Source organism: Aeromicrobium sp. CF4.19 (assembly GCF_051262555.1).
Lineage (GTDB): Bacteria > Actinomycetota > Actinomycetes > Propionibacteriales > Nocardioidaceae > Aeromicrobium.
On the sequence record NZ_JBIMEU010000005.1, the window covers coordinates 83,220 to 107,475 of the forward strand.

The following is a 24,256-nucleotide window of genomic DNA, read 5'->3' on the forward strand; positions in this document are numbered from 1 at the left end:
TTCGACCGTAGCCCCCCCGGAGTTCACTTGCCAGAGCAGCAGCTCACGACTTCGGGGCGAGCCGCTGATCGTCATCTCCGTGCCGTCACGGTCGCCGCGCCGACGGCGCTCGGCCCTGTTCTCGCCAGCACGGCGACCGCCTCGGCGAGGGTGGCCCCCGTGGTGACGACGTCGTCGACCACGACCACCTGGGGCCCCACCGGTACGGCCCTGCGCACCGCGAACGCCCCGGCGACGTTGAGACGACGAGCGCGGGCGTCGAGCCCGGACTGGTCGACGGGGCGTCCGCTCACGCGCAGTGCGTTGCAGGTCGTCACCTCGACGCCGACCTCCTCCAGCCGCCGTGCGGCGTGCGTCGCCAGGACCGCGACCACGTCGGCGCCTCGACGTCGACGGCTCCGTCGCGTGGCCGGCACCGGGACGAGGCAGACCGGCCGACGAGGGTCCGCTGCCAGGCACACGCTCGCCGCCAGCAGGAGTGCCAGCGGCTCGAGCAGGACCCGGACGGAACGCTCCTTCCATGCCACGACGACGTCGCGGGCGAGCCCGTCGTGAGAAGCCGCGGCCACGACCGGGACAGGCTCGTGCAGGACGACCTCCGGCTCCGGCTCCAACCCCGGACGGCACCCGGGGCACACCCCTCGCGCCGGCTCTCCACACCCCACGCAGACGGCTCCCAGGACGAGGTCCGCTGCTGCCAGCCGCCAGCTCAGGCGTGCTGGGTCGGGTGCAGGGGCCATGGTCCCACCGTGCCGTGTCCACGACCGGTCGGCCAGTGCCTCGGAGTCGGGCTGGGGACGACCGGCGAGGCCGCTCAGCCCCGGGGCGCCAAGGAGGTGACCTCCCCGGCGTCAGCGAGCTGCCACGCGCGGCCGGGGGCGAGGCTCCAGAGCCGGTCCTCGCCGTCGACCACCCACAGGGTGGGGCGGTCGCCGTTGCCCACCGCGAGCTGCCGCGCGCCCACGTCCGGCAGGAGAGCGGACCCGCCCCGCACCCCACCCGCGAGGTCGCTGCCGTCGATGTTGACGCTGTGCACCTGTGAACCGACGTCGGTGTCGGCAAGAACGCGGAGCCTGGTGCCGTCGGTCCAGACCGGGGAGCGCACACCGGTCAGCTCCGGCGCCAGCCGGCGGGGATCTCCGAGGCCGACGATCCGCCCGTCGTCGTCGCGTCGCGTCGCACCGACGAACAGCCCTCCGGCGGCGTCGACCATCGCGTAGCGACCGTCGTCCGGGGAGACCCGAAGCGCCTGCGGGTCGAGCCCGTCCACGGCCGAGGAGTCGAGCGCCCTGACCTCGCCGTCGGTGACAGCCCGGACCCTCGACCCACCGGCGGGCCGATCCACCACCAGCAAGGTCCACCCGGAGGCCCAGGAGACGTCCACGACGTCATCGCCCCGGACGTCGACCGGGTCCTCGCCGGACTCATCGGTGATCCGGACGGTGGAGTCCCCGAGCAGTGCCGCCGCACGACCGTCCGAGATCGCGATCGTGTCGGCGCCCTCGGCATCGTCCTCCCACGGTCCGGAGGTGGTGCGCACGGCACCACCGCGCAGCTCCACGAGCCGGTCGTCCTCGACGGCCCACGGGCCGTCCCGAGGCTCCACCGGCCCGTACCGGTCCCAGGCGTCGACGGGCTGCACCGCGCCTCCCCCGGGAAGCGGGACTGCGGACGCGCCCGCGAGCCGGACCCCCTGCACGTCGGGGAGCTGGCGCAGGGTCCACACCAGCTGGGCGGAGATGCGCTCCTGGACCGTGGGATCAGCGTCCTCGACACCTCGCTCGAACTCGACGTCGGCCACGCCGTCGGCGTTGACGGGAACCGACGGCCGCACCAGGCCGGCCTCGGGCACGGAGGTCCGCACGTCCGCCGACGCCGACGACGGCCCGCGGGCCAGGCTGAGCACCAGGGACGTGGGCAGCGTGTCCCCGACGACGAGGTGGACGAGGCTGGGGACCACCGTCGATCCCGACGGATCGAGGAAGTAGATGGCGAAGGGGCGGATGTAGTCCGCAGCGAACTTCTGCGTCACCAGGACCCCTTCGGGCGGGTTCGCGATCCGCCACTCACCGTCGATCCGCTCCAGACGCAACCGCGTCACGCGATCCTCCCCCACAGCCTCGCGACGACCCTGCACGTCGAGCGCTGACTCGACGCGGCGCTCCACCGTGACGGTGCGGTCGCCGCCGGGCGCACGGGGCGTCGCGATCCGGGGCTCTGAGTAGATCTCCGTCCGGGCCGAGGGCCGCCAGGCGTCGTCAGCCTCCGGCGTCAGGTACTCACCGGCGACGGCACGGGTCACGGGGTAGGCCAGCATCGCGTCGAGGAATCCGCTCACCACCTGCTGCGGCGTCGCTCCCGGGACCGGCGGTGCCGGCGAGTAGCGCGCGGTGCTCCCCGCGACGTCATCGGCCTCGGCCACGGACTGCACGGGACTGCTCGTCGGCATCCCCGCACACGCGCCGAGCACGAGCATCGCGGCCGCGGCTGCAAGAAGGGCCCTCACTGGAAGACCATCTCGACGACCGGCTCACCGGCAGCCGGCTCGCTGGAGTCGGCGCTACGTTTGGGCAGCGTGAGGACGAACTCCGCGCCCTCACCCCGGCGACCGAAGGCCCGCAGGGTGCCACCGTGCAGTGCGGCGTCCTCGCGGGCGATGGCCAGTCCCAGCCCTGTGCCGCCCTGGGTCCGCGCGGGATCCGCGCGCCAGAACCGGTCGAAGACCCGCAGGTTCTCGTCCCCGCCCAGGCCGACTCCGAAGTCGCGGACCACCAGGGAGGCGCGGTCGGCCGACTGACCGACCTCCACCTCCACGACGTCCGACCCGCTGTACTTGGCCGCGTTGGCCAGCAGGTTGCGCACGATGCGATCGATCCTGCGCACGTCGGCCGCCACCACGACCGGCCGGTCCGCGCCTCTGACCCGCACCTGGACCCCGAACCGGGCCAGCACTGCATCGTTCACCGATCGTCGTGCCACCTCGGCGAGATCCACGCGCTCGAGCTCGAGCTGGGCGGCTCCGGCGTCGAACCTGCTGAGGTCGAGCAGGTTGGACAGCAGCTCCTCGAAGCGGTCCAGCTCGCCCTTGAGCAGCTCCGCGGCTCGGGCGGTCTTGGGGTCGAAGTGCCGCCGGGCGTCGTGCAGCACCTCGCTGGCCATCTGCACCGTGGTGAGCGGCGTGCGCAGCTCGTGAGACACGTCCGACACGAAGCGTTGCTGGAGCCTGGACAGGTCCTGCAGGCGTCGGATCTGGTTCTGCAGGCTGGCGGCCATCTGGTTGAAGGAGGTGCTCAGACGGGCGATGTCGTCCTCGCCGCTGACGTGCATGCGCTGCTCCAGGCTCCCGGCCGCATAGCGCTCGGCCACCCGCCGGGCCAGCCTCACCGGCCCCAGGACCTGGCGCGACACGAGCCACGCGACCCCGCCCACGAGCAGCACCATCGCGAGGCCGCCCACCAGCAACGACTGGCGCACGAGGTCGAGCGTGCCCTGCTGGTCCGCGAGGGAGAACAGGTAGTACATCGCGTAGGACTGGCCGGTGCCCGGGGAACGCAGCCTGCTGCCCACGACGATCGTCGGGGTCTCCTGGCCCGTGCCGAGCACCGAGAGGTCGGCGAAGCGCCAGTACGTGCCGGTCGAGCCCCGGACCGTCTCCCGCAGGTCTGCCGGAATGGCGCCTTCTCCGAGCGCGATCGACGATCGGGTGGGGGTCACGTCGGCGTCCTCGACGAGCGGGCCCTCCAGGACGAGCTCGTAGGTGCGGGCAGTGGTCTCGGTCTCCGTGAGCGTGTCGACCATCTGGGCCAGGGCCTGGCTCTGCGCCGACGGCTCGCTCTCGACCTCCGCGTCCAGCTGGGCCTGGGCCTGGGCGAACCCGGACCGCGCCTCGGCCACGACCGCCTCCTGCCGGCGCTCCACCAGTCCCTCGGCGACGCTGGTGAGCAGGGCCCAGCCGGTCAGTCCGACGACGATGGCACTGAGCAGCAGGGTGCTGACGACCACGCGGGTCTGCAGCGATCGACGCCACACCCGACCCAGGCGGGTCACGGTCGGCTCATCCGGGAGCGATCGCCTGGTACCCCACACCCCGGACCGTGCGGATCACCCTCGGGGCGTCGGCATCGTCCTCGATCTTAGAGCGCAGGCGCGTCATGTGGACGTTGACCAGCTTGGTGTCGCCGGGGTGGTGATAGCCCCACACCCGCTCCAGCAGGGTCTCGCGGGTGAACACCTGCTCCGGGCTGGCCAGCAGGCAGGCGAGCAGGTCGAACTCCAGCGGCGTGAGGTCCAGGGTCTGTCCTGCGCGGGTGACCGTGTGACCGCCGGGGTCGAGCACGATGTCACCGAAGGTCAGAGGGTCGCCGAGCGCGTCGTTGCGCCGCAGGCGCGCCCGCACCCTCGCCACCAGCTCGGAGTTCTTGAACGGCTTGGTGACGTAGTCGTCCGCGCCCGCCTCCAGGCCGCGGACGACGTCGTCGGTGTCGGCCTTGGCGGTGAGCATGATGATCGGCACCGCCGAGACCTCCCGGATCTGGCGACACACCCTCATGCCGTCGACCCCCGGAAGCATCAGGTCGAGCAGGACCACGTCCGGGCGGAAGGCGGAGAAGGCCGCCATGACGGCGTCGCCACTGCGACACACCGACGCGGTCAGCCCCTCCCCCTCCAGCACGATCGAGAGCATCTCCGCCAAGGAGGCATCGTCGTCGACCACGAGCACGCGGTCACGCCTGCTCCTGCGGTAGCTCATCGCTTACCTACCATCTGGGGTGCCGCCGGATCAGTACCGGTAGTGCTCCGACTTGTACGGGCCGGCGACGTCGACTCCGAGGTAGGCGGCCTGCTCCTTGGTGAGCTCGGTCAGCTCCACGCCGAGCGCGTCGAGGTGCAGGCGGGCCACCTCTTCATCCAGGTGCTTGGGCAGGATGTGCACGCCGAGCTCGTACTGACTGGCCTTGGTGTAGAGCTCGATCTGTGCCAGGACCTGGTTGGTGAAGGAGTTCGACATCACGAAGGACGGGTGCCCCGTGGCGTTGCCCAGGTTGAGCAGACGCCCCTCGGACAACACGATGATCTTCTTGCCGGCCGCGCCGTCGTTGGAGGGGAAGATCCACTGGTGGACCTGCGGCTTGATCTCGTCCTTGACGATGCCGGGGATCTTGGCCAGGCCCGCCATGTTGATCTCGTTGTCGAAGTGGCCGATGTTGCCCACGATGGCCTGGTGCTTCATCTTCTGGAAGTGCTCGACGGTGATGATGTCGAAGTTCCCGGTGGTGGTGATGAAGATGTCCGCGGTCTCCACGACCGAGTCGAGCCGCTTGACCTCGTACCCGTCCATGGCAGCCTGCAGGGCGCAGATCGGGTCGATCTCGGTGACGATCACGCGAGCTCCCTGACCGCGCAGCGACTCTGCCGAGCCCTTGCCGACGTCGCCATAGCCGCAGACGACGGCGACCTTGCCACCGATCATGACGTCGGTCGCGCGGTTCAGGCCGTCGATGAGCGAGTGGCGGCAGCCGTACTTGTTGTCGAACTTGCTCTTGGTGACCGAGTCGTTGACGTTGATCGCCGGGAAGAGCAACGTGCCCTCGCGGAAGCGGTCGTACAGACGCAGGACGCCGGTGGTGGTCTCCTCCGAGACGCCCTTGATGTCCTTGGAGATGTTCGTCCAGTGCTGCGGCTTCGCCTCGACGGAGCGGGCGAGGACGCGCAGCACCTCCTTGAACTCCTCGTTGTCGGTGCTGTCCTGGGAGGGGACGACGCCGGTCTTCTCGTACTCGACACCGAGGTGCAGCAGCATCGTGATGTCGCCGCCGTCGTCGAGGAGTACGTTCGGGCCGCCCTCGACACCATTCTCGTCGGTGAAGTCGAAGACCTTCTCGGCCTCGTCCCAGTACTCCGCGAGCGTCTCGCCCTTCCAGGCGAAGACGGGGGTGCCCTTGGGGTCCTCGGCCGTCCCGTCGCGGCCGACGACGACCGCGGCAGCTGCGTGGTCCTGCGTGGAGAAGATGTTGCACGTCGCCCAGCGCACGTCGGCACCGAGGTCGACGAGGGTCTCGATCAGCACGGCGGTCTGGATGGTCATGTGCAACGAGCCGGCGATCCGGGCTCCGGCCAGTGGCTGGCTCGCGCCGAAGCGCTCGCGCATGGCCACCAACCCGGGCATCTCGTGCTCCGCGAGCTCGATCTCCTTGCGGCCGTACTCGGCGAGCGACAGGTCCTTGACGTCATAATCCATGAGGCTCATCCTAACGGCCACGTCCTGCGCTCACGCACGTGTCCGGGTCACAGGGCGCGGGCCTCGTCGACGAGCATCACGGGGATGTCGTCACGCACCGCGTACGCCAGCCGGCAGGCACTGCAGACGAGCTCGTCCGCGTCCTGGTCCACGTGCAACGTGGCCCGGCACTGGGGGCACACGAGGATCTCCAGGAGCGCGGGGTCGAGGTTCATGGGCCAAGCCTATGACGTCGGCGCGACGGATCGACGTCAGGCGCGGACGAGCGCGAGGACCTCGTCACGCACGCGGGCCATGGTGGCCTCGTCGTCACCCTCGACGTTCAGCCGCAGCAAGGGCTCGGTGTTGGAGGCTCGCACGTTGAACCACCAGTGGTCGGCCTCCACCGTGAGGCCGTCCATCCGGTCCTGCCGCTCGTCGGCGTAGCGGCGGCAGAGCTGCTCGATCACGGCGTCGGTGTCCACGACCCGGCTGTTGATCTCGCCCGACGCGACGTAGCGCGTGAACGCCCCCATCAGGTCGCTCAGCGTCCCGTCGGACTCCCCGAGGGCGCCGAGCACGTGCAGCGCCGCCAGCATCCCGGAGTCCGCGAGGTAGAACTCGCGGAAGTAGAAGTGGCCGGAGTGCTCCCCGCCGAAGACGGCGCCGGTGCGCGCCATCTCGGCCTTGATGAGGGAGTGGCCGACGGGCGTGCGGACGGCGCTGCCACCGTGCTCGGTGACGATCTCCGCCACGGCCCGTGAGCAGATGACGTTGTGCAGGATCGTGGCGCCGGGCTCGTGCTGCAGGTGACGCGTCGCCACGAGCGCCGTGATCGCCGACGGTGCGACGACGGCCCCGGTCTCGTCGACGACGAAGCAGCGGTCGGCGTCTCCGTCGAAGGCCAGTCCGAGGTCGCAGCCGTGCTCGCGGACGGTCGACTGGAGGTCGACGAGGGTGCTCGCGTCGAGCGGGTTGGCCTCGTGGTTCGGGAACGTGCCGTCGAGCTCGAGGTAGAGCGGGACCAGCTCGACGTCCAGATGGGCGAAGACGGCCGGCACGGTGTGTCCGGCCATCCCGTTGCCGGCGTCGACGGCGACCTTGAGCCGTCGCCCCGACACGGGGGCCAGCCGCAGCAGCGTGTCGGCATAGGTCTGCAGGAAGTCCAGCTCCTCCAGGGTGCCCTTCGCATCGGCTGCGACCTCGGCGGACGGATCGGCCAGCATCGGACCGGCGAGCTCCGCGATGGCTGCGAGGCCGGACTGCAGGCCGATGGGACGCGCCGCCGCACGGCAGAGCTTGAGCCCGTTGTCGCCGGCCGGGTTGTGGCTCGCCGTGACCATCACGCCGGGCAGGTCCAGCACGCCGGAGGCGCAGTAGAGCAGGTCGGTGGACGCGAGACCCACGTCGACGACCCCGGCACCCCGTGACCGGATGCCGTCGGCGACGGCGGCGGCGATGGCCGGCGACGACGCGCGCATGTCACGTCCGACGACCGCCCTGCCGCGGCCGTCGCTGATGCCGGTCTCCTCGGCGAACGCCGAGCCGAGCGCCCTGGCGACGCCGGCGTCCAGCTGCTCCGGCGAGCGCCCCCGGACGTCGTACGCCTTGACGATCTCGCGGAGGCGGGGATGCATCAGCGGTCCTCGGGGCTCGGGTCGCGCACCAGGTGCAGGGCAGGCCCGGGGGGCTGCGGGTCGGCGCGACGAGGCCGGCCGGCCTCGCGCACGGCGTCGGCCAGGGCCAGCAAGTCGTCGTGGCTCGGCTCGATCGTGGTGGGGTCGGGAGCCAGCCTCAGGACGTCCCACCCGCGCGGCGCGGACAACCGCTGGGAGTGCTCGGCGCACAGGTCGTAGGTGTGCGGCTCGGCAGCGGTCGCCAGCGGGCCGAGCACGGCGGTCTGGTCCGCGTAGACATAGGTCAGCGTGGCCACCGCCGGCTGGGAGCACGCGGACCGCGTGCATCGTCTGATCGCACCCACGTCGGCGAGCGTATCCCCGGCCCCGGCACGGCCTCGTTAGGCTCACCGTGTGAAGGACAGGATGGGGCACCTCGGCGGCGCCGTCAGCGGCCCCCGGCCCGGTCGGATGCGCTCCCGGCGTGGACGCGGCCACCGAGGGCCGATCGCCCTGCCCGGCCCGCTGTCGGCGTCGAGCGTCCCGGTGCACCGCACCCCGCGGGAGCGCTTCGACCTCTTGGTCGCGAGCATCCTCGCGGCCCTGGACAAGCACTTCGCTGCCGAGCCCGAGGCGGTCGACGTCGTGGTCGAGGACGTGCCCCTGCTGCCGGAGTCCTGGGACCAGCCGATCCCGCATGGCGCCCTCGTGCGGTCGGGGGCCGGCAGCCGGGTGCTGCTGTACCGGCTCCCGATGACCCAGCGCTGTGGAACGCCCGAGGACCTCGAGGACCTCGTCTGGGCGGTGCTCCTGCAGCACCTCGCCCAGGCCTGGGACGTCTCCCCCGACGACATCGACCCCCGACGCTGAGAGGCCGGTCTCAGCGGCTCGGCGCGCCCCAGCGGACGGCGGGGCCCTCGGCGGTGACCGGCGCAGCGGTGAGCGGCAGGGACGCCAGGCCGCGTCCCTGGGCGTAGCCCGCCGAGCCGAGCACGTCGCCCTCGGAGCGGAGCAGGAGGGCCACGGCGTCCCCCGCGTCCAGCAGCTCGTCGGCATCGACCTCGACGCTCCCGCCACCGGCGACCTCGACACGAGCGGAGTCCAGCTCCTGTCCCTCCTCGTCGACGGCGGCGACGCTCACCCTGCCGTCGGCCCCCGGGGCACTGAGGACGATCGACCCGAGGGCAGGCCCTCCGAGCTCCAGCGGGACGACCGCCGTGCCCGTCCAGGGCTGCGCCGCCGGGGTGACGGCGGTGTCCTGACCGACGGTCTGCACGGCCCCGGTGATCCGGGTGTTCGCGTCGAGCACCAGCGAGCTCGCGGACTCCGCGAGGGCCGCCGGGAGCTCGACGGTGCGCGTCCGTCCGGCCCCCACCTCGACCTCCGAGAGCTCCTCGGGCACGAACGTCCCGTCCTCACCGAGCACCCGGACGTCGACGCGCGCGGTCGTGCCCGTGGGGTTCACCAGGCGCAGGATGCGGTCGGCGCTCGTGGCCGGTAGACCACCGATGACCAGGCTGCTGGCGGGTGCCGCGGCAGTGGGCACGAGGTCGCCGCCGTCGGGGGACGAGTCGACGGCGACCGCCGACAACGCTCCGCGGCGACGCTCCAGGTGCACGCTGAGGTCGTCCTCGCCCGCAGCGAGGTCGGCGACCGACACCCGGCGGGTCTGGAAGGGCTCGACCACGACGCCCTCCGCGTCCACCGCGTCGACCGGCCCGTCAGGGCTCCACAGGGTGAGGTCGGCGACGGCCGGCGCGTCGGCCAGGTTGGTGAGCACGAGGGTGGAGCTGTGGTCCGTTGTGGAGCCGAGTCCGGTGAACCAGGCCTCGTCGACGACCGAGGGGCAGGCAGCCAGGGCCAGCTCTCCGCCCTCGGTGCCGGCAGCGAAGCCGACACCTCCCGTGCCGGCGCCGTCCTGGCGGACGAGGAGGTCGGGTGCGCCGACCTGCGCCGTGCGGTACCGGGCCGGGTCCCGCAGGTCCTCGACCGGATCTCCGTCGGGCACCGTGAGGGCCTCCGCCTCGCGGCCCGGCTCGACCTGGGTGGCGGCGATCGTGCGACCGTCACCCGCTGGGCAGGCGTAGCGAGACTGCTCGACCTCCACCTCGCGGGCGGCCCTCGGCTCGTCGACGGTGGCCGGGAACACTGCCGCCAGGGCGACCAGGAGCAGTGCGACGACCGGCAGCACCGCGACGGCTGCGCGCCTCATGCGGGCACGTCCTCACGGGCAGCGCGAGCGTCCGCGCGACGCCGGACCGGTGCCGTCATGATGATGGCCCCGAGCCACGTCAGGACCTGCAGCACGCCGAGCGCGGTGCGCCAGAGCCCGGTGTCGGAGGTCGCCCGCTCCGTCTCCAGGGAGGACGTCCAGACCCGGGACCCCGGGCGATCGCTGCCGGCCGGCTCGAGGAGCGGAGCGGAGTCGATGCGTTGCTCGACCACGGGATCGACGTCCGGCGCGTAGATGGCCTCGATGCCCGAGGCGCCGAGGCGCCGCACGTCGGCCGCCGATCCGCTCGAGAGCAGGCCCTCTGCCGCCGCGACGGTGCTGCGCTGTCGCTCGGGATCGGGACGCAGCGCCTCCTCACCGAGTGTCGGCCCGGAGCCGCGCACGACGCGCACGTCGACGCCCTCGGCCAACGTGCCGGTGACGACGAGCGTGTCACCGGAGCGCTCGGAGAGGAAGGCGGGAACGGTGTCGGGCCGGGCACGGTCCAAGGGGTCGTCGGCGCCCCGCACCATCCACCACGCACCGGAACCGACCGGCAGCAGCAGGGCGAGCGCCACCAGCGTCGCGACGAACGGACGCCCGAGGCCGCGTGCGGCCGGCGCGGCGAGGAGAACCGCCGTGGACAGGCCCAGCACCCAGACGGCCACGGGGACGCCCACCCACGGTGAGACCGGGGCGGAGCCTCCCGGGACGGAGAAGGTCACGAGGCTGCCGATGACGGCGAAGCCCAGTCCGACGACGGCGACGAACCAGCAGACCTGGACAGCGGTGCGGGTCGGGCGCGCCACGAGGGCGAGGACGGCGAGCACCAGCAGGCCGGCGCCCAGCCACGCCGGGGCCTGCCCGGGCCCGCCGGCACGACCGAGCAGGAGCTCCAGCGCCTCCAGACGTCCGGCTCCTTGACCGTCCACCGGGAAGCCGGCCTCCCACCACGTGCGCACCGGGTGCAGCGCGCGCTGGACGACCCACGGACCGAGGAGGACGACGCTGGTCACGGCGGCTGCGCCGGCATGGCGGGCGAGCCTGCGTTCGAGGACGCAGAGCAGCACCAGCCCCACGAGACACATCGGCAGCAGCACCGGGGCGAACGCCGCGCCGACCGCGATCCAGATGCCGAGCCGCAGGCCGAGCTGCCACCCCGGCCGCTGCACCAGCTGCAGGGCGGTGTTGGCCACGACCGGCAGGACGACGAGCGCGACGACCGTGCCGATCCGGCCTTGGGCCACCGCCCCCAGCGCGGCGACCATGAGTGCGTAGGTGACCGCCCAGGTGATGCGCATCCCCCGGTGCGGGCTGATGACGCGCCCGAGCCGATGCGCCGTCAGGCCGGCCAGGGGCACGGCGAGCAGCATGAGGAGACTCACCACGATGCCGGGGGCGAACCACAGCGGGGTGGCCACGGCCGCGAGGAGGCCGGCGAAGATCGGTCCGAACGAGGTGCTCCCGAGGCCGACGTCGTGCTCACCGGTCAGGAGCAGGGCCCACCAGTCGCCGGCGTCGGCGGGGGTCGGCGGGAGCGCCCCACCCAGCAGGACGCTCTGCCCCGGGCCGGTCCACAGGTCACGCCCCGCGATCAGCGAGCCGAGCACGAGGGCGAGGACGGCGACGAGCCAGGGCCGACGTCGCCACAGGGGCGGCTCGTCCTCGAGGTCGTCAGTCTCGTCCGAGCCACCCTCGCCGAGCACGGAACGTCGCCCGGACGTCTCGATGACCTCGGGCCGCACGAGGTGCGTGACGATGTCGCGCAGCGCGTCGACGCCGTGCCGGTACGGCAGCCAGAACGGGGCGAGCAGGTGCTTGACCTCGCGGTGCGAGCGGCGGGCGACGACAGCCCGGGCCCGGCGTGCCGCCCGCAGGTCGAGCGGGTGCGCGTAGACCGCACGCAGCGCCAGGAGCTCGTCACCCGCCGCCTCGGGGTCCTTGGACACCAGGAACCCCAGCACCCGCAGCATGCTCCCCACGAACAACCGGACGTACGTCCAGGCGAAGCGAGGCCCGGACGTGTTGACCAGCACGGTGCGCAGGGCGGCCCGACGGGCCTCCCACACCGGCGGATCGCCTGCGGCACGACGGCGGGTGCGGCGTCGGCTCGCCTCCGCGTGGAAGATGATCGACCCGGGCGCGGTGCGGGTGCGGTAGCCGGCCCGCGCGACACGCCAGCCGAAGTCGATGTCGTCGAAGTGCAGCGGGAGGGCCGGATCGAGGCCACCGAGCTCGTCCCAGACGTCACGACGCACCAGCATGCCGGCGGTGTTCACGGCCAGCACGTCGCGGGCCCAGTCGTGCTGGCCCGCGTCGGGCTCACCGGTCTCCAGGCCGGTCTCACGACCCCCGGTGCTGGTGATCGTCAGACCCACCTCCAGGAGACGGCGCAGCGACGGCCACTCGCGGATCTTGGGGCCCACCACGGCGATGTCGTCAGCGGAGGTGGCGACGTCGAGGAGGCCGGCGAGCGACTGGGGCACGACCGCGGCGTCGTCGTGGAGCAACCAGATCCAGTCGGTGGCTGGCAGCGCCTCGACACCGAGTGCGGCCGCGGCCCCGAAACCGGTGCCCGAGGGGGCGTAACGGATCCGTTCGGCTCCGAAGGACCGGCGCAGCTGCTCAGCACCGTCATCGGTCGAGGCGACGTCGACGACACGCCAGGCCGTGGGCGCGTGCTCCAGCCGGGAGAAGGACTCCAGCACCTTGGGCAGCCACGTCGCACCGTCGTGGGCGACGAGCACGGCACCGACAGTGGGTGGAGAGCTCCGCCAAGGGCTCGTCTCCTCCACGTCATCCATGAGGGTCGAGCCTAGGGCACGTCCCCCAAGTCCGCGCAGTCGATCCGGGCGGCATCCGCGCCTGGCTGACAAGGCGGAGGGCCGAAGCCATACCGGTGTTGTCTCGCGAGGGCCGACAACGCAGCCAGCCAGGATGCGGGGACGTCCGGGCGGCGCGGGGGCTTGGGGGACGTGCCCTGGTGGACGAGGGCCGAAACGCCTCCCGGGGGCGTCAGGCGCGCTTCTTGAGCTTGCGCCTCTCGCGCTCGGAGAGACCGCCCCAGATGCCGAACCGCTCATCGTGCGCGAGGGCGTACTCCAAGCACTCCCCACGCACGTCGCACGTCAGGCAGACTCGCTTGGCCTCGCGGGTCGAACCGCCCTTTTCCGGGAAGAAGGCCTCAGGGTCCGTCTGGGCGCACAGCGCACGCTCCTGCCACATGAGCTCTTCGTCCTGCTCGAGTGGCCAACCCAGATCGAATGACATGGAGGTAATTACACGCCTGTTCACTGCCACACGTCAAGCCGAATTGCCACAATGTCCGGATCCTTCGGCGTGTCGTGCTCGCCACGGGCCGTCGGAGGAGCATGGTGCCGGCTGCCACGATGGTGTCATGCCCACCACCCTCGCCGCCCTGCTGTCGGGCGTCAGCGACCCCGCCCGCCCCCTGCTCACCCTCGACGACCGAGCCACGGGTGAGCGGGTCGAGCTGAGTGCCGTGACCACCGCGAACTGGGTCGCCAAGACGGCCAACCTGCTGGTCGACGAGCTCGACGCCGAGCCCGGCACGCGTGTGCGACTGGGTCTGCCCTCGCACTGGTTGCGCCACGTCTGGCTGCTCTCGGCGTGGACCGTCGGGGCGACGGTGGTCGACGCCGACGCCGACATCGGGGTCAGCGGGCCGGAGCTGCAGGCACAGGAGCAGCATCGCGTCGCCGCTTCGCTGCGTCCGCTCGGCGCCCGGTTCTCCGAGCCGCCGCCCGGCTTCCTCGACCTCGGGGTCGAGGTCCCCGGCCAGGGGGACGACTTCGTCGCCCTCGACCCGCCGACCCCGGACACGGCAGCGATGGACGTCGACGGGCTGCGGGGCACTCACGCCGACCTGCTCGCCGGTGCCACGCCCACGGCCGAACGCGTGCTCGTGGAGCCAGGATCGGTGGCCCACGACGCCCGCCTGCTCGTGGACCTGCTGCTCGGCGGGGGCTCGCTCGTCCTGGTCCGCTCGGGGACACCGGCCATCCTGGAGCAAGTTGCCGTTCAGGAACGCGCCCTGATTCGTTAACTGCGGCCCCTACACTCACCTGCGCCTCGGCCACGAGCCGAGGCCCCGGGACGAGAGGGCCAGCGATGAGTGTCACGGACGACGTCGTCCGCAGCGATCTCACCCCCGTGGGCGGCCGGCCTGCCCTGGGTCCGTACCTGCTGCAGGTGTGGCGGCGTCGCGACTTCGCCTTCTCGCTCGCCCGGTTCCGGCTCGAGGCCGAGAACGGGCGCAACCGGCTCGGCCTGGCGTGGGTGGTGCTGCGTCCCCTGATGAACGCCGGTGTGTACGGTCTCGTCTTCGGCTTCCTGCTGCAGACCAGCCGGGACGTGACGGACTTCATCGCCTTCCTGGTCATCGGGGTCTTCATGTTCGAGTACTTCTCGACCTGCCTGACGACGGGCGCGAAGTCGATCACCGCGAACACGGCGCTGGTGCAGAGCCTGAGCTTCCCTCGGATGACGCTCCCGCTCGCCCTCGTGGCTGAACGCCTCCTGCAGTTCCTGCCGATGGTGGCGATGATGGGTGGCGTCGCCGTGCTGCACGGGCACCCCCCGCGGCCGCAGTGGCTGCTCCTGGTGCCGCTCGTGCTGCTCTTCACCGTCTTCAACACCGGGCTCACGCTCATCACGGCGCGGCTGACGGTCCACCTGCGCGACCTGACCCATCTGCTGCCGTTCGTCTCCCGCTTGTTCTTCTACTCCTCCGGCGTCTTCTTCAGCATCGAGAAGCGCCTCGCCGACAGCGGGTGGCTGGCAGCGGCGGCCGACCTGCAACCCATCCACGAGTTCCTCACGCTGGCTCGATCGATCCTGCTCGAGGGACCGGACTACGCCATGCCGGGGCACTACTGGGCCTACGCGAGCGCGTGGTCGATCGCGATGCTGATCGCCGGCGTGCTGTTCTTCTGGGCTGCGGAGGAGCGCTATGGCCGGACGGACTGACTCCTCTCCCGGGGGCGCGCCCGGCCCAGGGCCCCGCACCCCCGGCCGTGCTGAACGCGGCCCAGGGCCCCGCACCCCCGGCTGTGCTGAACGCGGCCCAGGGCCCCGCACCCCCGCCGTGGTCGTCGAGGACGTGCACGTGGAGTACCGGGTGCTCGCCACCGGCAAGCGACCCACCGGCGAGGACGCCGGGCGTCGGCTCCTGCACCGCGGATCGCGATCGACACGAAGCGTCCACGCACTGCGCGGGGTCACGTTCACCGCCTACGCGAACGACTCGATCGGTGTCATCGGCGCCAACGGCTCAGGCAAGTCCACGCTCATGCGGGCCGTCGTCGGGCTGACGCCGACCTCCCACGGCACGATCCTCGCCACCTCCCGGCCCAGCATGCTCGGGGTCGGAGCCGCCCTCATCAAGGATCTCTCCGGTGGGCGCAACGTCGTGCTCGGCTGCCTCGCACTGGGTCTGACCAGGCGGGAGGTCGAGCAGAAGTACGACGAGATCGTGACCTTCTCCGGCCTCGGGGAGTTCATCGACATGCCGATGCGCACGTACTCCTCCGGCATGACCGCACGGCTGAAGTTCGCGATCGCCACGGCCCGCGACCACGACATCCTGATCATCGACGAGGCCCTGGCCGTCGGCGACCAGCGCTTCCGCGAGCGCAGCGAGGCCAAGATCCGGCAGATCCGCGACGACGCCGGCACCGTGTTCCTCGTGAGCCACTCCATGCGCTCCATCCGGGAGACCTGCAGCCGGGTCCTGTGGATCGATCGTGGCGAGCTGCGGATGGACGGTCTGCCCGACAAGGTCATCACCGAGTACGAGAAGTCCCGGTGACCGGGTGAGGCTCGGCCGAACCTCTCAGCACGTCGCCTTGACGTCCGCGACGTTGTTGGCCGCTGCCTGGCGCTCGTTCTCCTCCGTCGACGTGTCCTGGCCGGGCACGTCCTGCGTCGGCTCGGGTTCCGGCGTCGTCGCCGAGGGAGACGGTGAGGGTGTCGTCTCGTCCTCGCCCTCGATGGCCTCGTCGATCATCGTGTGGATCTCCTCGTAGTCCGGCATGGCGACGTTCACCTCCGGCGGGACCAGCGAGACGGTCGCGATCGAGTGGTCGCGCGACTTCAGTGCGAGGTCGCCGAAGGGACCCAGCTCCGCGGCGGGGATGTTGGTGGACAGCAGCGTCTGCCCCGAGCGCGCGATGTCCGAGGCGTTCATGATGACCTTGCTCGGGCTCATCTGGTCCAGCATCGCCACCATGAGGCACTTCTGACGCCCCATGCGGGTGAAGTCGTCGGATTGCACCCGGCTGCGGGCGTACCAGAGCGCATCAGTGCCGTTGAGCTGCTGCCGTCCCGGCTCGATGTACTCCTGCTTGTAGGAGTCCTCGAGCCCGAACTTCGCCAGCCGCGTCGGCACGTCGATCTCGACGCCGCCGACCGCGTCCACCATGTCCTCGAAGCCCTTGAGGTTGACCATGACGTGGTAGCTGATCTGCAGGTCCGTGGCGCCCTCGACGGCGTCGATCGTCGCCTCGAGCCCGGGATCCTCCGCGTCGGGGTAGAGGTCGGCGTTCTCCCTGCCGAGGGTGTGCACGGCGTTGATGAGGCACTCACCGCCGCAGTTGTAGCCGTACGGGTAGAGGTCCCGCAGCGGCGAGTCCTCGTCGAACGGCACGTTCTGCAGGTTCCGCGGCAGCGAGACCAGGACCGGCTCGCCGTCCTCGGCGTCGATGCTCACGACGGTCAAGGAGTCCGGCCTGACCCCGTCGCGGTCGTCCCCGGAGTCCGAGCCGATCAGCAGGATGTTGTACCGCCCCTCCAGCGGCTGCTCGACCTCGACCTCGTCGAAGACGTCGTTGACCACCTCACGCTGCACCCCTGCGACCTGGGAGGCGTACGCGGCCGTCCCTGCCACCCCCAGCAGCAGGGCTGCGTTGACCACGAGGACGACACCGGCCCGCCAGGCCGGGAGGGAGAACGGCCGCGCGAGCCGCAGCGCGTCGCCCAGGTAGGCGAGCCACACCAGGGCGAAGCCCACGAGCCCGATCCGGGCCCCCATCAGTGCCGTCGAGTCGGTGGCCAGGCCGATCAGGCCGGCGCGGTCGTCGTGGTAGCGCCAGGCGACGACACCCAGCCCGGCGAGGACGACGACCCATGCGGCAAGCCCCACCCAGCCGAGCCAGCGACGACCCACGGCGACCTGGGCGGACCCGGGTGCGACGGCCGACATGAGGACGAGCGCGAGGGCGCGACGAAAGCGCAACCGTGGCGAGAGGATGTCGGCCTCGCTGCCGCGGCTGAGCAGACGTGCTCTACGTCGGGTCATCGGCTTCCTGGGACGGGGGATCGGCGATGGCCCATTATGTCCGACCATCACAACTGCTCTCCTTCGTCCCCGGGTGGCTCAGCACGCGGCAGCGACGTCGCTGCTCTGGTTGGCCTCGTTGGGGTCCTTCGCCGGAGCCGTGGGATCAACCTGCTTCACCTGGCTCAGGCTCGCCCGCTCCAGACCGTAGGGCTTCGGTGCCTTGCCCTCGGCCTTCTGGACGGCCTCCGCCACGAGACGGCGGACCTTGGGGTAGTCAGGGTTCCCCGTGTAGATGACCGGCGGGGTGAGGGAGACGCTGGAGATCTTCTGGGCCCGGGCCTTCAGGGCCAGGTCCATGAAGACGTTCAGGTCGCTGGCGGGCACGTCGGTCGTCAGCAGTGCCTTGCCGGAGTCCGCGATCTTCTGCACGTTCATCAGCACCGTCTTGGGATCGAGCTGCTCGAGCATCGCGCTCATCAGGCACTTCTGCCTGCCCATCCGCGTGAAGTCGTCGTTCTCGACGCGACTGCGGGCGAACCACAGGGCCTGCGTCCCGTCGAGACGCTGCTCCCCCGCCTCGATGTAGCCGGAGATGGGCGCGCCGATGCCGTCCATGGCCGTGCGCTCCCGGACGTTCACGTCCACGCCGCCGACGGCGTCGATGAGCGTGCTGAACCCTTCCATGTTGACCAGGGCGTAGTAGTTGAGCTGCAGTCCTGTGATCTCCTCCACGGCACCCATCGTCGCCTCGATGCCCGGCTCGTCCTCGTCGAAGAGCTCGGCGTTGTCGTTGGCCCAGGTGTTGACCGCGTTCAGGTAGCAGCCGTCGCAGTCGAACCCGTCGGGGAACTCCTCGCGCATCACGGAGTCCTCGGGGAACGGCACGTCCTGCAGGTTGCGTGGCAGACCGACCAGGACGGTTCTACCGGTGTCGCGGTCGATCGAGGCGACCTGCAGGGAGTCCGGCCGCATGCCATCACGGCCGTCGCCGGAGTCGGTGCCGAGCAGCAGGACGTTGTACCGACCGTCCGTGGGATCGGACGAGGCCTCCGAGGCGAAGACCGTGCCGATGAGGCCGTTCTGGACGCTCACGAGGTGCGCGGCGAAGAACATCACGCCCGCCGTGCCGAAGCACAGGGCCGCGTTGACCCCGGTCATCCACAGCCGGTGCCCGCGGCGCAGCTTGAGGGGTCGTCCCAGGCGCCATGCATCGAGCAGCAGGACCACCCAGGCGATGGCGCCCAGGATCAGGAACCACCTGCCGATGAACAGCAGACGGGGGTTGGTGAACAGGGCGAAGACGCCTGAGCGCGAGGTGAGGGCGAGCAGGGCGACCAGCACGACGGCGACGATGACGCCGAGCCAGACGCGCAGGGCGATGCGGCCGACGCGACGGTTGCCCATGACGAGCTGGGCCGACCCGGGCATGACCAGCGTCATGAACGTCAACGTCAGCGCCCGCCGGAACTGGATGCGGTCTGACGCCACCTGGGTGGGGCTGGGGCCGGCCTCGGCCCGGGCGTCGCTCATGCCGTCACGTCCTCACAGGAACCACCGTAGGAACGCGACCGCACGGAGTGCTGTCGGTTCGCTCGCTGCCGCTCGCTCATGAGGTCCTCACTGTGTCTGACCGGGGAAGTAGTGAAGGTCGGACCGATCGTCACACAGAACCCTCGACTCCAGGTCGAGGCTGCACCCGACACGCCGAGGTGCGCCCGTCGGCGCCGCGACGCGCGCGGCATGCACGGGACCGACCTCCTCGTTCGGCTACCGTCAGGGCCATGGCAGACCAGCGTCCCGACGACCAGTACGGGTGGTTGTACGGAGGTGGCCGCGACGATCGACCTCCGCCCCGCGGCCGCAACGACGATCTCCCGCCGCCGAACCTGCCACCGCCCGGGCGCGGTGGCCGGCCCCCCGGTGGTGACGACGGTGGTCGCCGAGACCGGCGACGGAGCCGGTTCGGGCCCAAGCGCGCCCTCTTGGCCCTGCTGATCGCATGGGTCCTCTTCATGGTCGTCGTCCCGCTCTACGCCTTCACCACGATGGACACCGTCGACGCCGACCCGGGCGAGGGCCGGCCCGACGAGCAGAGGGGCTCGACCTTCCTGCTCGTGGGCTCTGACAGCCGCTCCGCCGACCGGGTGGAGGGTGACCGTGGCCGAACCGACACGATCTTGCTGCTGCACTCCGGCGCAGGGCCGTCCATCCTGATGTCGATCCCGCGGGACTCCATCGTGGAGGTCCCCGGATACGGCTCGACCAAGATCAACGCCGCCTACTCCTACGGTGGCGCCGAGCTGTTGACCCAAGCCGTCGAGCTCAACACCGGCATTCGCGTCGACGACTACGTCGAGATCGGCTTCGACGGCCTCAAGGACGTCGTGGACGCCGTCGGTGGCATCGAGATCTGCCCCAAGGAGGCCATCGAGGACCGGGACTCCCGCCTCGACGTCGAGGCGGGCTGCCAGAACGCCGACGGCGACACGGCCCTGGCCTACTCCCGGGTGCGCAAGGCCTACGGCGACGGCGACATCCAGCGCGTCCAGAACCAGCGCGAGGTCATGGCGGGGATCGCCTCGTCCGTCGTCTCTCCGTGGACGTTCGTGAACCCGATCCGCTACTGGGGGGTGAACACCGGCGCCGCCGCGTCGGTGCGCATCGGCGAGGACACGAACCCCTACGGCGTCGCCAAGTTCGCGCTCGCGCTGCGGGGTGCGATGGGGGCCGACGGGCTCAGCTGCACCGTCCCGTTGGCCGACTTCTCCGTGCGCTGGGACCCCGAGCGCAGCCAGCAGATGTTCGAGGCGATCTCAGGCGATCGCACCGGCAGCATCGGCGAGCTGTGCACCGAGGACGGCCTCCCGGCCGGGTGAGTCGGCCGAGGAGGTGCGGTGACCGCCGCTCAGAGCAGGTCCGACCGGTGGTCGGCGAGGAAGGTCTGCAGCGTCCGGGCTGGCCGTCCGGTCACCCGTTCGACGGTGGCGGTCACCACCGAGAACGTGCCGGCGTGCACACGCTGGAACGTCAGCGCTGACAGCTCGCGCTCGAACCCCTCGGTCCCGACCAGCGCCTCGTCGACCGTCGTCTCCCGGTGGACCACAGGGCGCCCCGACGCCTCGCTGAGCAGCTCGGCGGTACGCGGCAGCGAGACGACCTCCGGACCGGTGAGCTCGAGCACCTCACCGCCGTACCGCTCGTCGAGCAGGGCCTGCTCCGCCACGGCGGCGATGTCCCGGGCATCGATCCAGGCCAGGCTCATGCCGTTGCTCGGGAACGGAAGCTCACCTGCCTCGACGACCGGGTCTCGGTAGAAGCGAGGGTCGGTGAGTACCTGCATGAACCAGCTCGGCCGAACGATCGTCCAGGCGTGCCGGCCTTCACGAACGACCTTCTCGGCGCGCAGTGCCCAGGCCTCGGGACCGATCTCGTCGGGGTCCTTCTCGGACAGCAGGACGACACGGACCTCAGGTGCCGTCGATGCGAGCAGTGTCTCGATGAGCTCTGGCGCGTCGGGGCGATCCGGTCGCACGACGTACACCGCATCGATGCCGTCGGTGGCCGCCACCCACGCGGCCGGGTCGTCCCACGAGAAGGTGGTCGGACGGACGCCCTGAGCGGTCACCGTCGACGGGTCGCTGCTCCCCCCGAGCACCTCGACATCCCCTCGTGCGACGAGCTGCTCCGCAAGGGGCGCGCCCGTCTTGCCGCGAACGCCGGTCACCAGCACGCGCGTCACGTCGTTGCCCTGCTGCATGCCATCTCCCCGGGATCGAGTTCTTCAGTGCAGTGAAGCAGCGGTTCGCGACGACATCAACTCACCAGAGCATGCACGGCCTCTACAGGGTGCTCTGGATCCCTGCGAGGAGCTGGCGGGCCATCACGATGCGCTGCACCTGGTTGGTGCCCTCGTAGATCTGAGTGATCTTGGCGTCGCGCATCATCCGCTCCACCGGGTAGTCGCGCGTGAAGCCGTAGCCGCCGAGCAGCTGCACGGCGTCGAGCGTCACCTGCATCGCGGTGTCGGAGGCGAACGCCTTGGCCGCGGCGCCGAAGAACGTCAGGTCGTCGTCACCACGCTCGGACCGGCCGGCAGCGGCGTAGGTCAGCTGACGCGCGGCCTCGACCTTCATGCCCATGTCGGCGATCATGAACTGCAGACCCTGGAAGTCACTGATCGGCTTGCCGAACTGCTTGCGCTCCTGGACGTAGCCGAGCGCGTAGTCCAACGCCCCCTGGGCGACTCCGACGGCCTGGGCGGCGATCGTGACCCGGGTGTGGTCGAGGGTCTGCATCGCGATGGCGAACCCCTGCCCGACGTCACCGATGATCCGATCGTCGGGCACCCAGACGTCGTCGAGGTAGACCTCACGGGTGGGTGAGCCCTTGATGCCGAGCTTGCGCTCAGGAGCGCCGAAGGACACTCCCTCGTCGGACTTCTCCACCACGAACGCCGTGATGCCCTTGCTGCGTTGCTCGGGATCGGCCTGGGCGAGCACGGTGTAGTACTCCGAGACCCCGGCGTTGCTGATCCAACGCTTGACGCCGTTGAGCCGCCAGCCATCACCGTCGCGCACCGCCTTGGTCTTCTGGTTCGCGGCGTCCGAGCCCGCGTCGGGCTCGGAGAGGCAGTACGAGAAGCCTCCGTCACCGGCAGCGAGCGGCGTGAGGTAACGCTTCTTGAGCTGATCGTTGCCGCCGAGCATGACCGGGAGCGAGCCGAGCTTGTTGACCGCCGGGATGAGGGAGCTGGAGACGCACACACGGGCGACCTCCTCGATGACCAGCACCGTGGCGAGGGCGTCGGCCCCCGCGCCTCCGTACTCCTCCGGCACGTGCGGCGCGTGGAAGTCCGCGGCCACGAGGGCGTCGTGCGCCTCCTGGGGGTAGCGAGCCTGCTCGTCGACGTCCGCGGCGTGCGGGGCGATCTTGGCCTCCGCGACGGCGCGCACGGCCTCACGGATCGCCTGGTGCTCCTCGGACAGCACGAACATCTCGGTCACAGGTCTCTCCAGACAAAGTAGTTGGACTTCCTAGCAATCGTATCCGCACCCCCGGTCGCGAGGCATGCCGAGGCGGGTGTCCTCCCGCACACTGGGGTCATGCTGCAACGCTTCGACGGCCACATCGTCGGCCTCGGCACGACGTCCGGAACCCGCATCGTGGTGGGGATGTGGGAGCACAGCCCTCTCGGAGCCTTCGCCGACGCGATGGTCGAGGACGCCGGCGGGCACCGCACGCTCCTCGCCCCGACGGACGAGGTCGCGGACTTCGTGGCCTCCACCTACACCTTCGACGAGATCCAGGTGCACCCCGTCCACCGGGCGGGCTGGTCGTTCCGGGCGGGTCCGCTGACGGCCACCTGGGTGCCCGGTGGGCGGGCGCCCGTCGGCCGGCTCCTGCGGGCGGTGCCCACCGTCGTCAGCGAGGCGGAGGCGTGGGCACGACTGTGCGACCCGATCGCGCGGCGCGTCATGCCCGGCGTGCGTACCCACGGCTCGGCCGGACAGGGCCGCACCGAGTGGTACGCGGCCCGCGACGCGTGGCACGTCGACTCCCTCGAGGCGTCCTGGGAGGGCCGGGACCTCGGGCCCCTCGCCCCTCTCGCCCCCGCCGTGCGGTTCGGTTTCGGGTCCGCCCCGAGACGCCCGACGCTGACCCGGCTCAGCTCGTTCGTCCGCCTGCCCTGAGGCCCTATCCTCGACGCCATGGCTGAGATCACCGACGTCCAGCGACTCAGAGCCCTGCTCGGAGAGGCCGGCGGTCCCGCCGCCACGAAGGACCGTTCGGTCCTGGAGGAGATGCACATCGCCTGGCTTCGCTCCTCACCCTTCTGCCTGGTGGCCACCTCCGGCGCCGACGGCACCTGCGACGTCTCGCCCAAGGGCGATCCCGCAGGCTCCCTCGTGCACGTCATCGACCGGCACACGATCGCGATCGCCGAGCGCCCGGGCAACCGGCGCGCGGACGGGTTCGCCAACCTCCTCACCAACCCGCACGTCGGCCTGCTGTTCCTCGTCCCGGGTCGAGGGGACACGCTGCGCGTCAACGGACGGGCGCGGCTGCTCGACGACGCCCCCTACGCCGACGAGCTCGTCGTGCGTGGCCACCGTCCCGTCGTCCTCTGCGAGGTGAGTGTGGAGCAGACCTTCTTCCACTGCTCCAAGGCGTTCCTTCGCTCGGACCTCTGGGAGCCCGCGACCTGGCACCCCGATGCCGTGCCGTCGCGCGCGGAGATCGCCCACGCGATGGAGCGCTCCCACCAGAGCCTGGACGACGTCAGGGAGTACTACGAGGGTCGCGACTACCGCGCCGGCCTGTACTGAGCCGGCCTGACTGACGCGGGCCCTTCTCAGCGATCGCGCAGTGCGGCACCCTTGGCCCGCGCGACCTCGGCCAGGTCCACCTGGAACTCGAGCATCCTCTCGGTGAGCTCCGGATCGCCCGCAGCGAGGATGCGCACCGCGAGCAGCCCCGCGTTGCGCGCACCACCGATCGAGACCGCCGCGACGGGCACCCCGGCGGGCATCTGCACGATCGAGAGCAGGGAGTCCATCCCGTCGAGGTGCTTGAGCGGCACGGGGACGCCGATGACCGGCAACGGCGTCACGGCCGCCAGCATGCCCGGCAGGTGCGCCGCTCCCCCGGCCCCGGCGATGATGACCTCCACGCCGCGACCGTGCGCCTCACGACCGTAGGCGATCATCTCATCGGGCATCCGGTGCGCCGAGACGACGTCGGCCTCGTAGGCGACGCCGAGCTCGTGCAGCGCGCCCGCGGCGGCCTCCATCGTGGGCCAGTCGGAGTCCGATCCCATGACGATGCCGACTCGCGGCTGAGCGCTCATGTCCCGAGCCTATCGGCCCCGGGCCCGACCCGGATCGGGTGTCTGGGCCGACCGGGATGAGGTT

23 protein-coding genes are annotated in these 24,256 nt (G+C 71.2%); 7 read left to right on the top strand and 16 right to left on the bottom strand.

Annotation, left to right across the window (positions count from 1 at the left end):
* Positions 1 to 71 precede the first annotated feature (71 nt).
* The 8 genes from ACHAAC_RS12130 to ACHAAC_RS12165 all read right to left on the bottom strand — a co-directional run bounded on the left by ACHAAC_RS12130 (position 72) and on the right by ACHAAC_RS12165 (position 8,198).
* The gene (locus tag ACHAAC_RS12130; protein WP_435716499.1) at positions 72 to 740 is read right to left on the bottom strand and encodes a ComF family protein; all 669 of its coding nucleotides are present in this window, start codon (positions 738 to 740) and stop codon (positions 72 to 74) included.
* Between the two features lie 74 nt (positions 741 to 814).
* Positions 815 to 2,506 carry a GerMN domain-containing protein gene (locus ACHAAC_RS12135; RefSeq protein ID WP_435716500.1) on the bottom strand — a complete coding sequence of 564 codons (1,692 nt, stop codon included), beginning with the start codon at positions 2,504 to 2,506 and terminating at the stop codon, positions 815 to 817.
* The gene (mtrB, locus tag ACHAAC_RS12140; RefSeq protein WP_435716501.1) at positions 2,503 to 4,047 is read right to left on the bottom strand and encodes an MtrAB system histidine kinase MtrB; all 1,545 of its coding nucleotides are present in this window, start codon (positions 4,045 to 4,047) and stop codon (positions 2,503 to 2,505) included. The genes ACHAAC_RS12135 and mtrB overlap by 4 nt, the downstream gene beginning before the upstream one ends.
* Before the next feature lie 7 nt (positions 4,048 to 4,054).
* Positions 4,055 to 4,750 (bottom strand): MtrAB system response regulator MtrA, encoded by a 696-nt coding sequence (gene mtrA, locus ACHAAC_RS12145; protein WP_435716502.1) that lies wholly within the window; start codon positions 4,748 to 4,750, stop codon positions 4,055 to 4,057.
* Positions 4,751 to 4,780: 30 nt separating this feature from the next.
* Positions 4,781 to 6,238, bottom strand: a complete 1,458-nt coding sequence (ahcY, locus tag ACHAAC_RS12150) for an adenosylhomocysteinase (protein ID WP_435716503.1) — start codon at positions 6,236 to 6,238, stop codon at positions 4,781 to 4,783.
* A gap of 47 nt (positions 6,239 to 6,285) precedes the next feature.
* Complete coding sequence (locus ACHAAC_RS12155; RefSeq protein ID WP_435716504.1) at positions 6,286 to 6,453, bottom strand: Trm112 family protein; 168 nt, start codon at positions 6,451 to 6,453, stop codon at positions 6,286 to 6,288.
* Positions 6,454 to 6,489: 36 nt separating this feature from the next.
* Complete coding sequence (locus tag ACHAAC_RS12160) at positions 6,490 to 7,854, bottom strand: phosphomannomutase/phosphoglucomutase (protein ID WP_435716505.1); 1,365 nt, start codon at positions 7,852 to 7,854, stop codon at positions 6,490 to 6,492.
* On the bottom strand, positions 7,854 to 8,198 hold the full coding sequence (locus ACHAAC_RS12165; RefSeq protein WP_435716506.1) for a DUF3499 domain-containing protein: 345 nt from the start codon (positions 8,196 to 8,198) through the stop codon (positions 7,854 to 7,856). Before ACHAAC_RS12165 ends, ACHAAC_RS12160 begins: the two co-directional genes overlap by 1 nt.
* 49 nt (positions 8,199 to 8,247) lie before the next feature.
* Between ACHAAC_RS12165 and ACHAAC_RS12170 the strand changes: the two genes are divergently transcribed.
* Entirely contained in the window at positions 8,248 to 8,703 is a 456-nt protein-coding gene (locus ACHAAC_RS12170; protein ID WP_435716507.1) for a metallopeptidase family protein, read from the top strand.
* Positions 8,704 to 8,713: 10 nt separating this feature from the next.
* On the opposite strand, the gene ACHAAC_RS12175 is transcribed toward ACHAAC_RS12170, so the two are convergent.
* The 3 genes from ACHAAC_RS12175 to ACHAAC_RS12185 form a co-directional block, all read right to left on the bottom strand.
* A complete protein-coding gene (locus tag ACHAAC_RS12175) occupies positions 8,714 to 10,045 on the bottom strand; it encodes a DUF5719 family protein (RefSeq protein ID WP_435716508.1) in 1,332 nt (443 codons plus the stop codon).
* The gene (locus ACHAAC_RS12180) at positions 10,042 to 12,849 is read right to left on the bottom strand and encodes a glycosyltransferase (RefSeq protein WP_435716509.1); all 2,808 of its coding nucleotides are present in this window, start codon (positions 12,847 to 12,849) and stop codon (positions 10,042 to 10,044) included. The genes ACHAAC_RS12175 and ACHAAC_RS12180 overlap by 4 nt, the downstream gene beginning before the upstream one ends.
* A gap of 211 nt (positions 12,850 to 13,060) precedes the next feature.
* Positions 13,061 to 13,315, bottom strand: coding sequence for a WhiB family transcriptional regulator (locus ACHAAC_RS12185; protein ID WP_375002813.1), 255 nt, complete (start codon positions 13,313 to 13,315; stop codon positions 13,061 to 13,063).
* 127 nt (positions 13,316 to 13,442) lie between these two features.
* Between ACHAAC_RS12185 and ACHAAC_RS12190 the strand changes: the two genes are divergently transcribed.
* The 3 genes from ACHAAC_RS12190 to ACHAAC_RS12200 all read left to right on the top strand — a co-directional run bounded on the left by ACHAAC_RS12190 (position 13,443) and on the right by ACHAAC_RS12200 (position 15,875).
* Entirely contained in the window at positions 13,443 to 14,111 is a 669-nt protein-coding gene (locus ACHAAC_RS12190) for a TIGR03089 family protein (protein WP_435716510.1), read from the top strand.
* Positions 14,112 to 14,176: 65 nt separating this feature from the next.
* Positions 14,177 to 15,034, top strand: coding sequence for an ABC transporter permease (locus ACHAAC_RS12195; RefSeq protein WP_435716511.1), 858 nt, complete (start codon positions 14,177 to 14,179; stop codon positions 15,032 to 15,034).
* Between the two features lie 118 nt (positions 15,035 to 15,152).
* Positions 15,153 to 15,875 (top strand): ABC transporter ATP-binding protein, encoded by a 723-nt coding sequence (locus ACHAAC_RS12200; protein ID WP_435716512.1) that lies wholly within the window; start codon positions 15,153 to 15,155, stop codon positions 15,873 to 15,875.
* A gap of 24 nt (positions 15,876 to 15,899) precedes the next feature.
* On the opposite strand, the gene ACHAAC_RS12205 is transcribed toward ACHAAC_RS12200, so the two are convergent.
* Complete coding sequence (locus ACHAAC_RS12205) at positions 15,900 to 17,363, bottom strand: LCP family protein (RefSeq protein WP_435716513.1); 1,464 nt, start codon at positions 17,361 to 17,363, stop codon at positions 15,900 to 15,902.
* A gap of 78 nt (positions 17,364 to 17,441) precedes the next feature.
* Complete coding sequence (locus ACHAAC_RS12210) at positions 17,442 to 18,875, bottom strand: LCP family protein (RefSeq protein WP_435716514.1); 1,434 nt, start codon at positions 18,873 to 18,875, stop codon at positions 17,442 to 17,444.
* A 251-nt stretch (positions 18,876 to 19,126) separates the two neighbouring features.
* On the opposite strand from ACHAAC_RS12210, the gene ACHAAC_RS12215 reads away from it, so the two are divergent.
* The gene (locus ACHAAC_RS12215) at positions 19,127 to 20,221 is read left to right on the top strand and encodes an LCP family protein (protein WP_435716515.1); all 1,095 of its coding nucleotides are present in this window, start codon (positions 19,127 to 19,129) and stop codon (positions 20,219 to 20,221) included.
* 29 nt (positions 20,222 to 20,250) lie between these two features.
* Here ACHAAC_RS12215 and ACHAAC_RS12220 read toward each other — a convergent pair whose 3' ends face one another.
* Positions 20,251 to 21,102 (bottom strand): NAD(P)H-binding protein, encoded by an 852-nt coding sequence (locus ACHAAC_RS12220; RefSeq protein ID WP_435716516.1) that lies wholly within the window; start codon positions 21,100 to 21,102, stop codon positions 20,251 to 20,253.
* An 82-nt stretch (positions 21,103 to 21,184) separates the two neighbouring features.
* Entirely contained in the window at positions 21,185 to 22,339 is a 1,155-nt protein-coding gene (locus ACHAAC_RS12225) for an acyl-CoA dehydrogenase family protein (protein WP_435716715.1), read from the bottom strand.
* Positions 22,340 to 22,447: 108 nt separating this feature from the next.
* On the opposite strand from ACHAAC_RS12225, the gene ACHAAC_RS12230 reads away from it, so the two are divergent.
* A complete protein-coding gene (locus ACHAAC_RS12230) occupies positions 22,448 to 23,035 on the top strand; it encodes a hypothetical protein (protein WP_435716517.1) in 588 nt (195 codons plus the stop codon).
* A gap of 18 nt (positions 23,036 to 23,053) precedes the next feature.
* Complete coding sequence (locus ACHAAC_RS12235) at positions 23,054 to 23,671, top strand: MSMEG_1061 family FMN-dependent PPOX-type flavoprotein (RefSeq protein ID WP_435716518.1); 618 nt, start codon at positions 23,054 to 23,056, stop codon at positions 23,669 to 23,671.
* A 26-nt stretch (positions 23,672 to 23,697) separates the two neighbouring features.
* On the opposite strand, the gene purE is transcribed toward ACHAAC_RS12235, so the two are convergent.
* The gene (gene purE / locus ACHAAC_RS12240; RefSeq protein ID WP_435716519.1) at positions 23,698 to 24,192 is read right to left on the bottom strand and encodes a 5-(carboxyamino)imidazole ribonucleotide mutase; all 495 of its coding nucleotides are present in this window, start codon (positions 24,190 to 24,192) and stop codon (positions 23,698 to 23,700) included.
* Positions 24,193 to 24,256 lie beyond the last annotated feature (64 nt).

Coding starts and splice junctions, on each gene's coding strand:
- ACHAAC_RS12130 (WP_435716499.1), bottom strand. CDS start 740: ATGGCCCCTGCACCCGACCCAGCACGCCTGAGCTGGCGGCTGGCAGCA.
- mtrA (WP_435716502.1), bottom strand. CDS start 4,750: ATGAGCTACCGCAGGAGCAGGCGTGACCGCGTGCTCGTGGTCGACGAC.
- ahcY (WP_435716503.1), bottom strand. CDS start 6,238: ATGGATTATGACGTCAAGGACCTGTCGCTCGCCGAGTACGGCCGCAAG.
- ACHAAC_RS12155 (WP_435716504.1), bottom strand. CDS start 6,453: ATGAACCTCGACCCCGCGCTCCTGGAGATCCTCGTGTGCCCCCAGTGC.
- ACHAAC_RS12160 (WP_435716505.1), bottom strand. CDS start 7,854: ATGCATCCCCGCCTCCGCGAGATCGTCAAGGCGTACGACGTCCGGGGG.
- ACHAAC_RS12175 (WP_435716508.1), bottom strand. CDS start 10,045: ATGAGGCGCGCAGCCGTCGCGGTGCTGCCGGTCGTCGCACTGCTCCTG.
- ACHAAC_RS12180 (WP_435716509.1), bottom strand. CDS start 12,849: ATGGATGACGTGGAGGAGACGAGCCCTTGGCGGAGCTCTCCACCCACT.
- ACHAAC_RS12185 (WP_375002813.1), bottom strand. CDS start 13,315: ATGTCATTCGATCTGGGTTGGCCACTCGAGCAGGACGAAGAGCTCATG.
- ACHAAC_RS12190 (WP_435716510.1), top strand. CDS start 13,443: ATGCCCACCACCCTCGCCGCCCTGCTGTCGGGCGTCAGCGACCCCGCC.
- ACHAAC_RS12195 (WP_435716511.1), top strand. CDS start 14,177: ATGAGTGTCACGGACGACGTCGTCCGCAGCGATCTCACCCCCGTGGGC.
- ACHAAC_RS12205 (WP_435716513.1), bottom strand. CDS start 17,363: ATGACCCGACGTAGAGCACGTCTGCTCAGCCGCGGCAGCGAGGCCGAC.
- ACHAAC_RS12210 (WP_435716514.1), bottom strand. CDS start 18,875: ATGAGCGACGCCCGGGCCGAGGCCGGCCCCAGCCCCACCCAGGTGGCG.
- ACHAAC_RS12215 (WP_435716515.1), top strand. CDS start 19,127: ATGGCAGACCAGCGTCCCGACGACCAGTACGGGTGGTTGTACGGAGGT.
- ACHAAC_RS12220 (WP_435716516.1), bottom strand. CDS start 21,102: ATGCAGCAGGGCAACGACGTGACGCGCGTGCTGGTGACCGGCGTTCGC.
- ACHAAC_RS12225 (WP_435716715.1), bottom strand. CDS start 22,339: ATGTTCGTGCTGTCCGAGGAGCACCAGGCGATCCGTGAGGCCGTGCGC.
- ACHAAC_RS12230 (WP_435716517.1), top strand. CDS start 22,448: ATGCTGCAACGCTTCGACGGCCACATCGTCGGCCTCGGCACGACGTCC.
- ACHAAC_RS12235 (WP_435716518.1), top strand. CDS start 23,054: ATGGCTGAGATCACCGACGTCCAGCGACTCAGAGCCCTGCTCGGAGAG.
- purE (WP_435716519.1), bottom strand. CDS start 24,192: ATGAGCGCTCAGCCGCGAGTCGGCATCGTCATGGGATCGGACTCCGAC.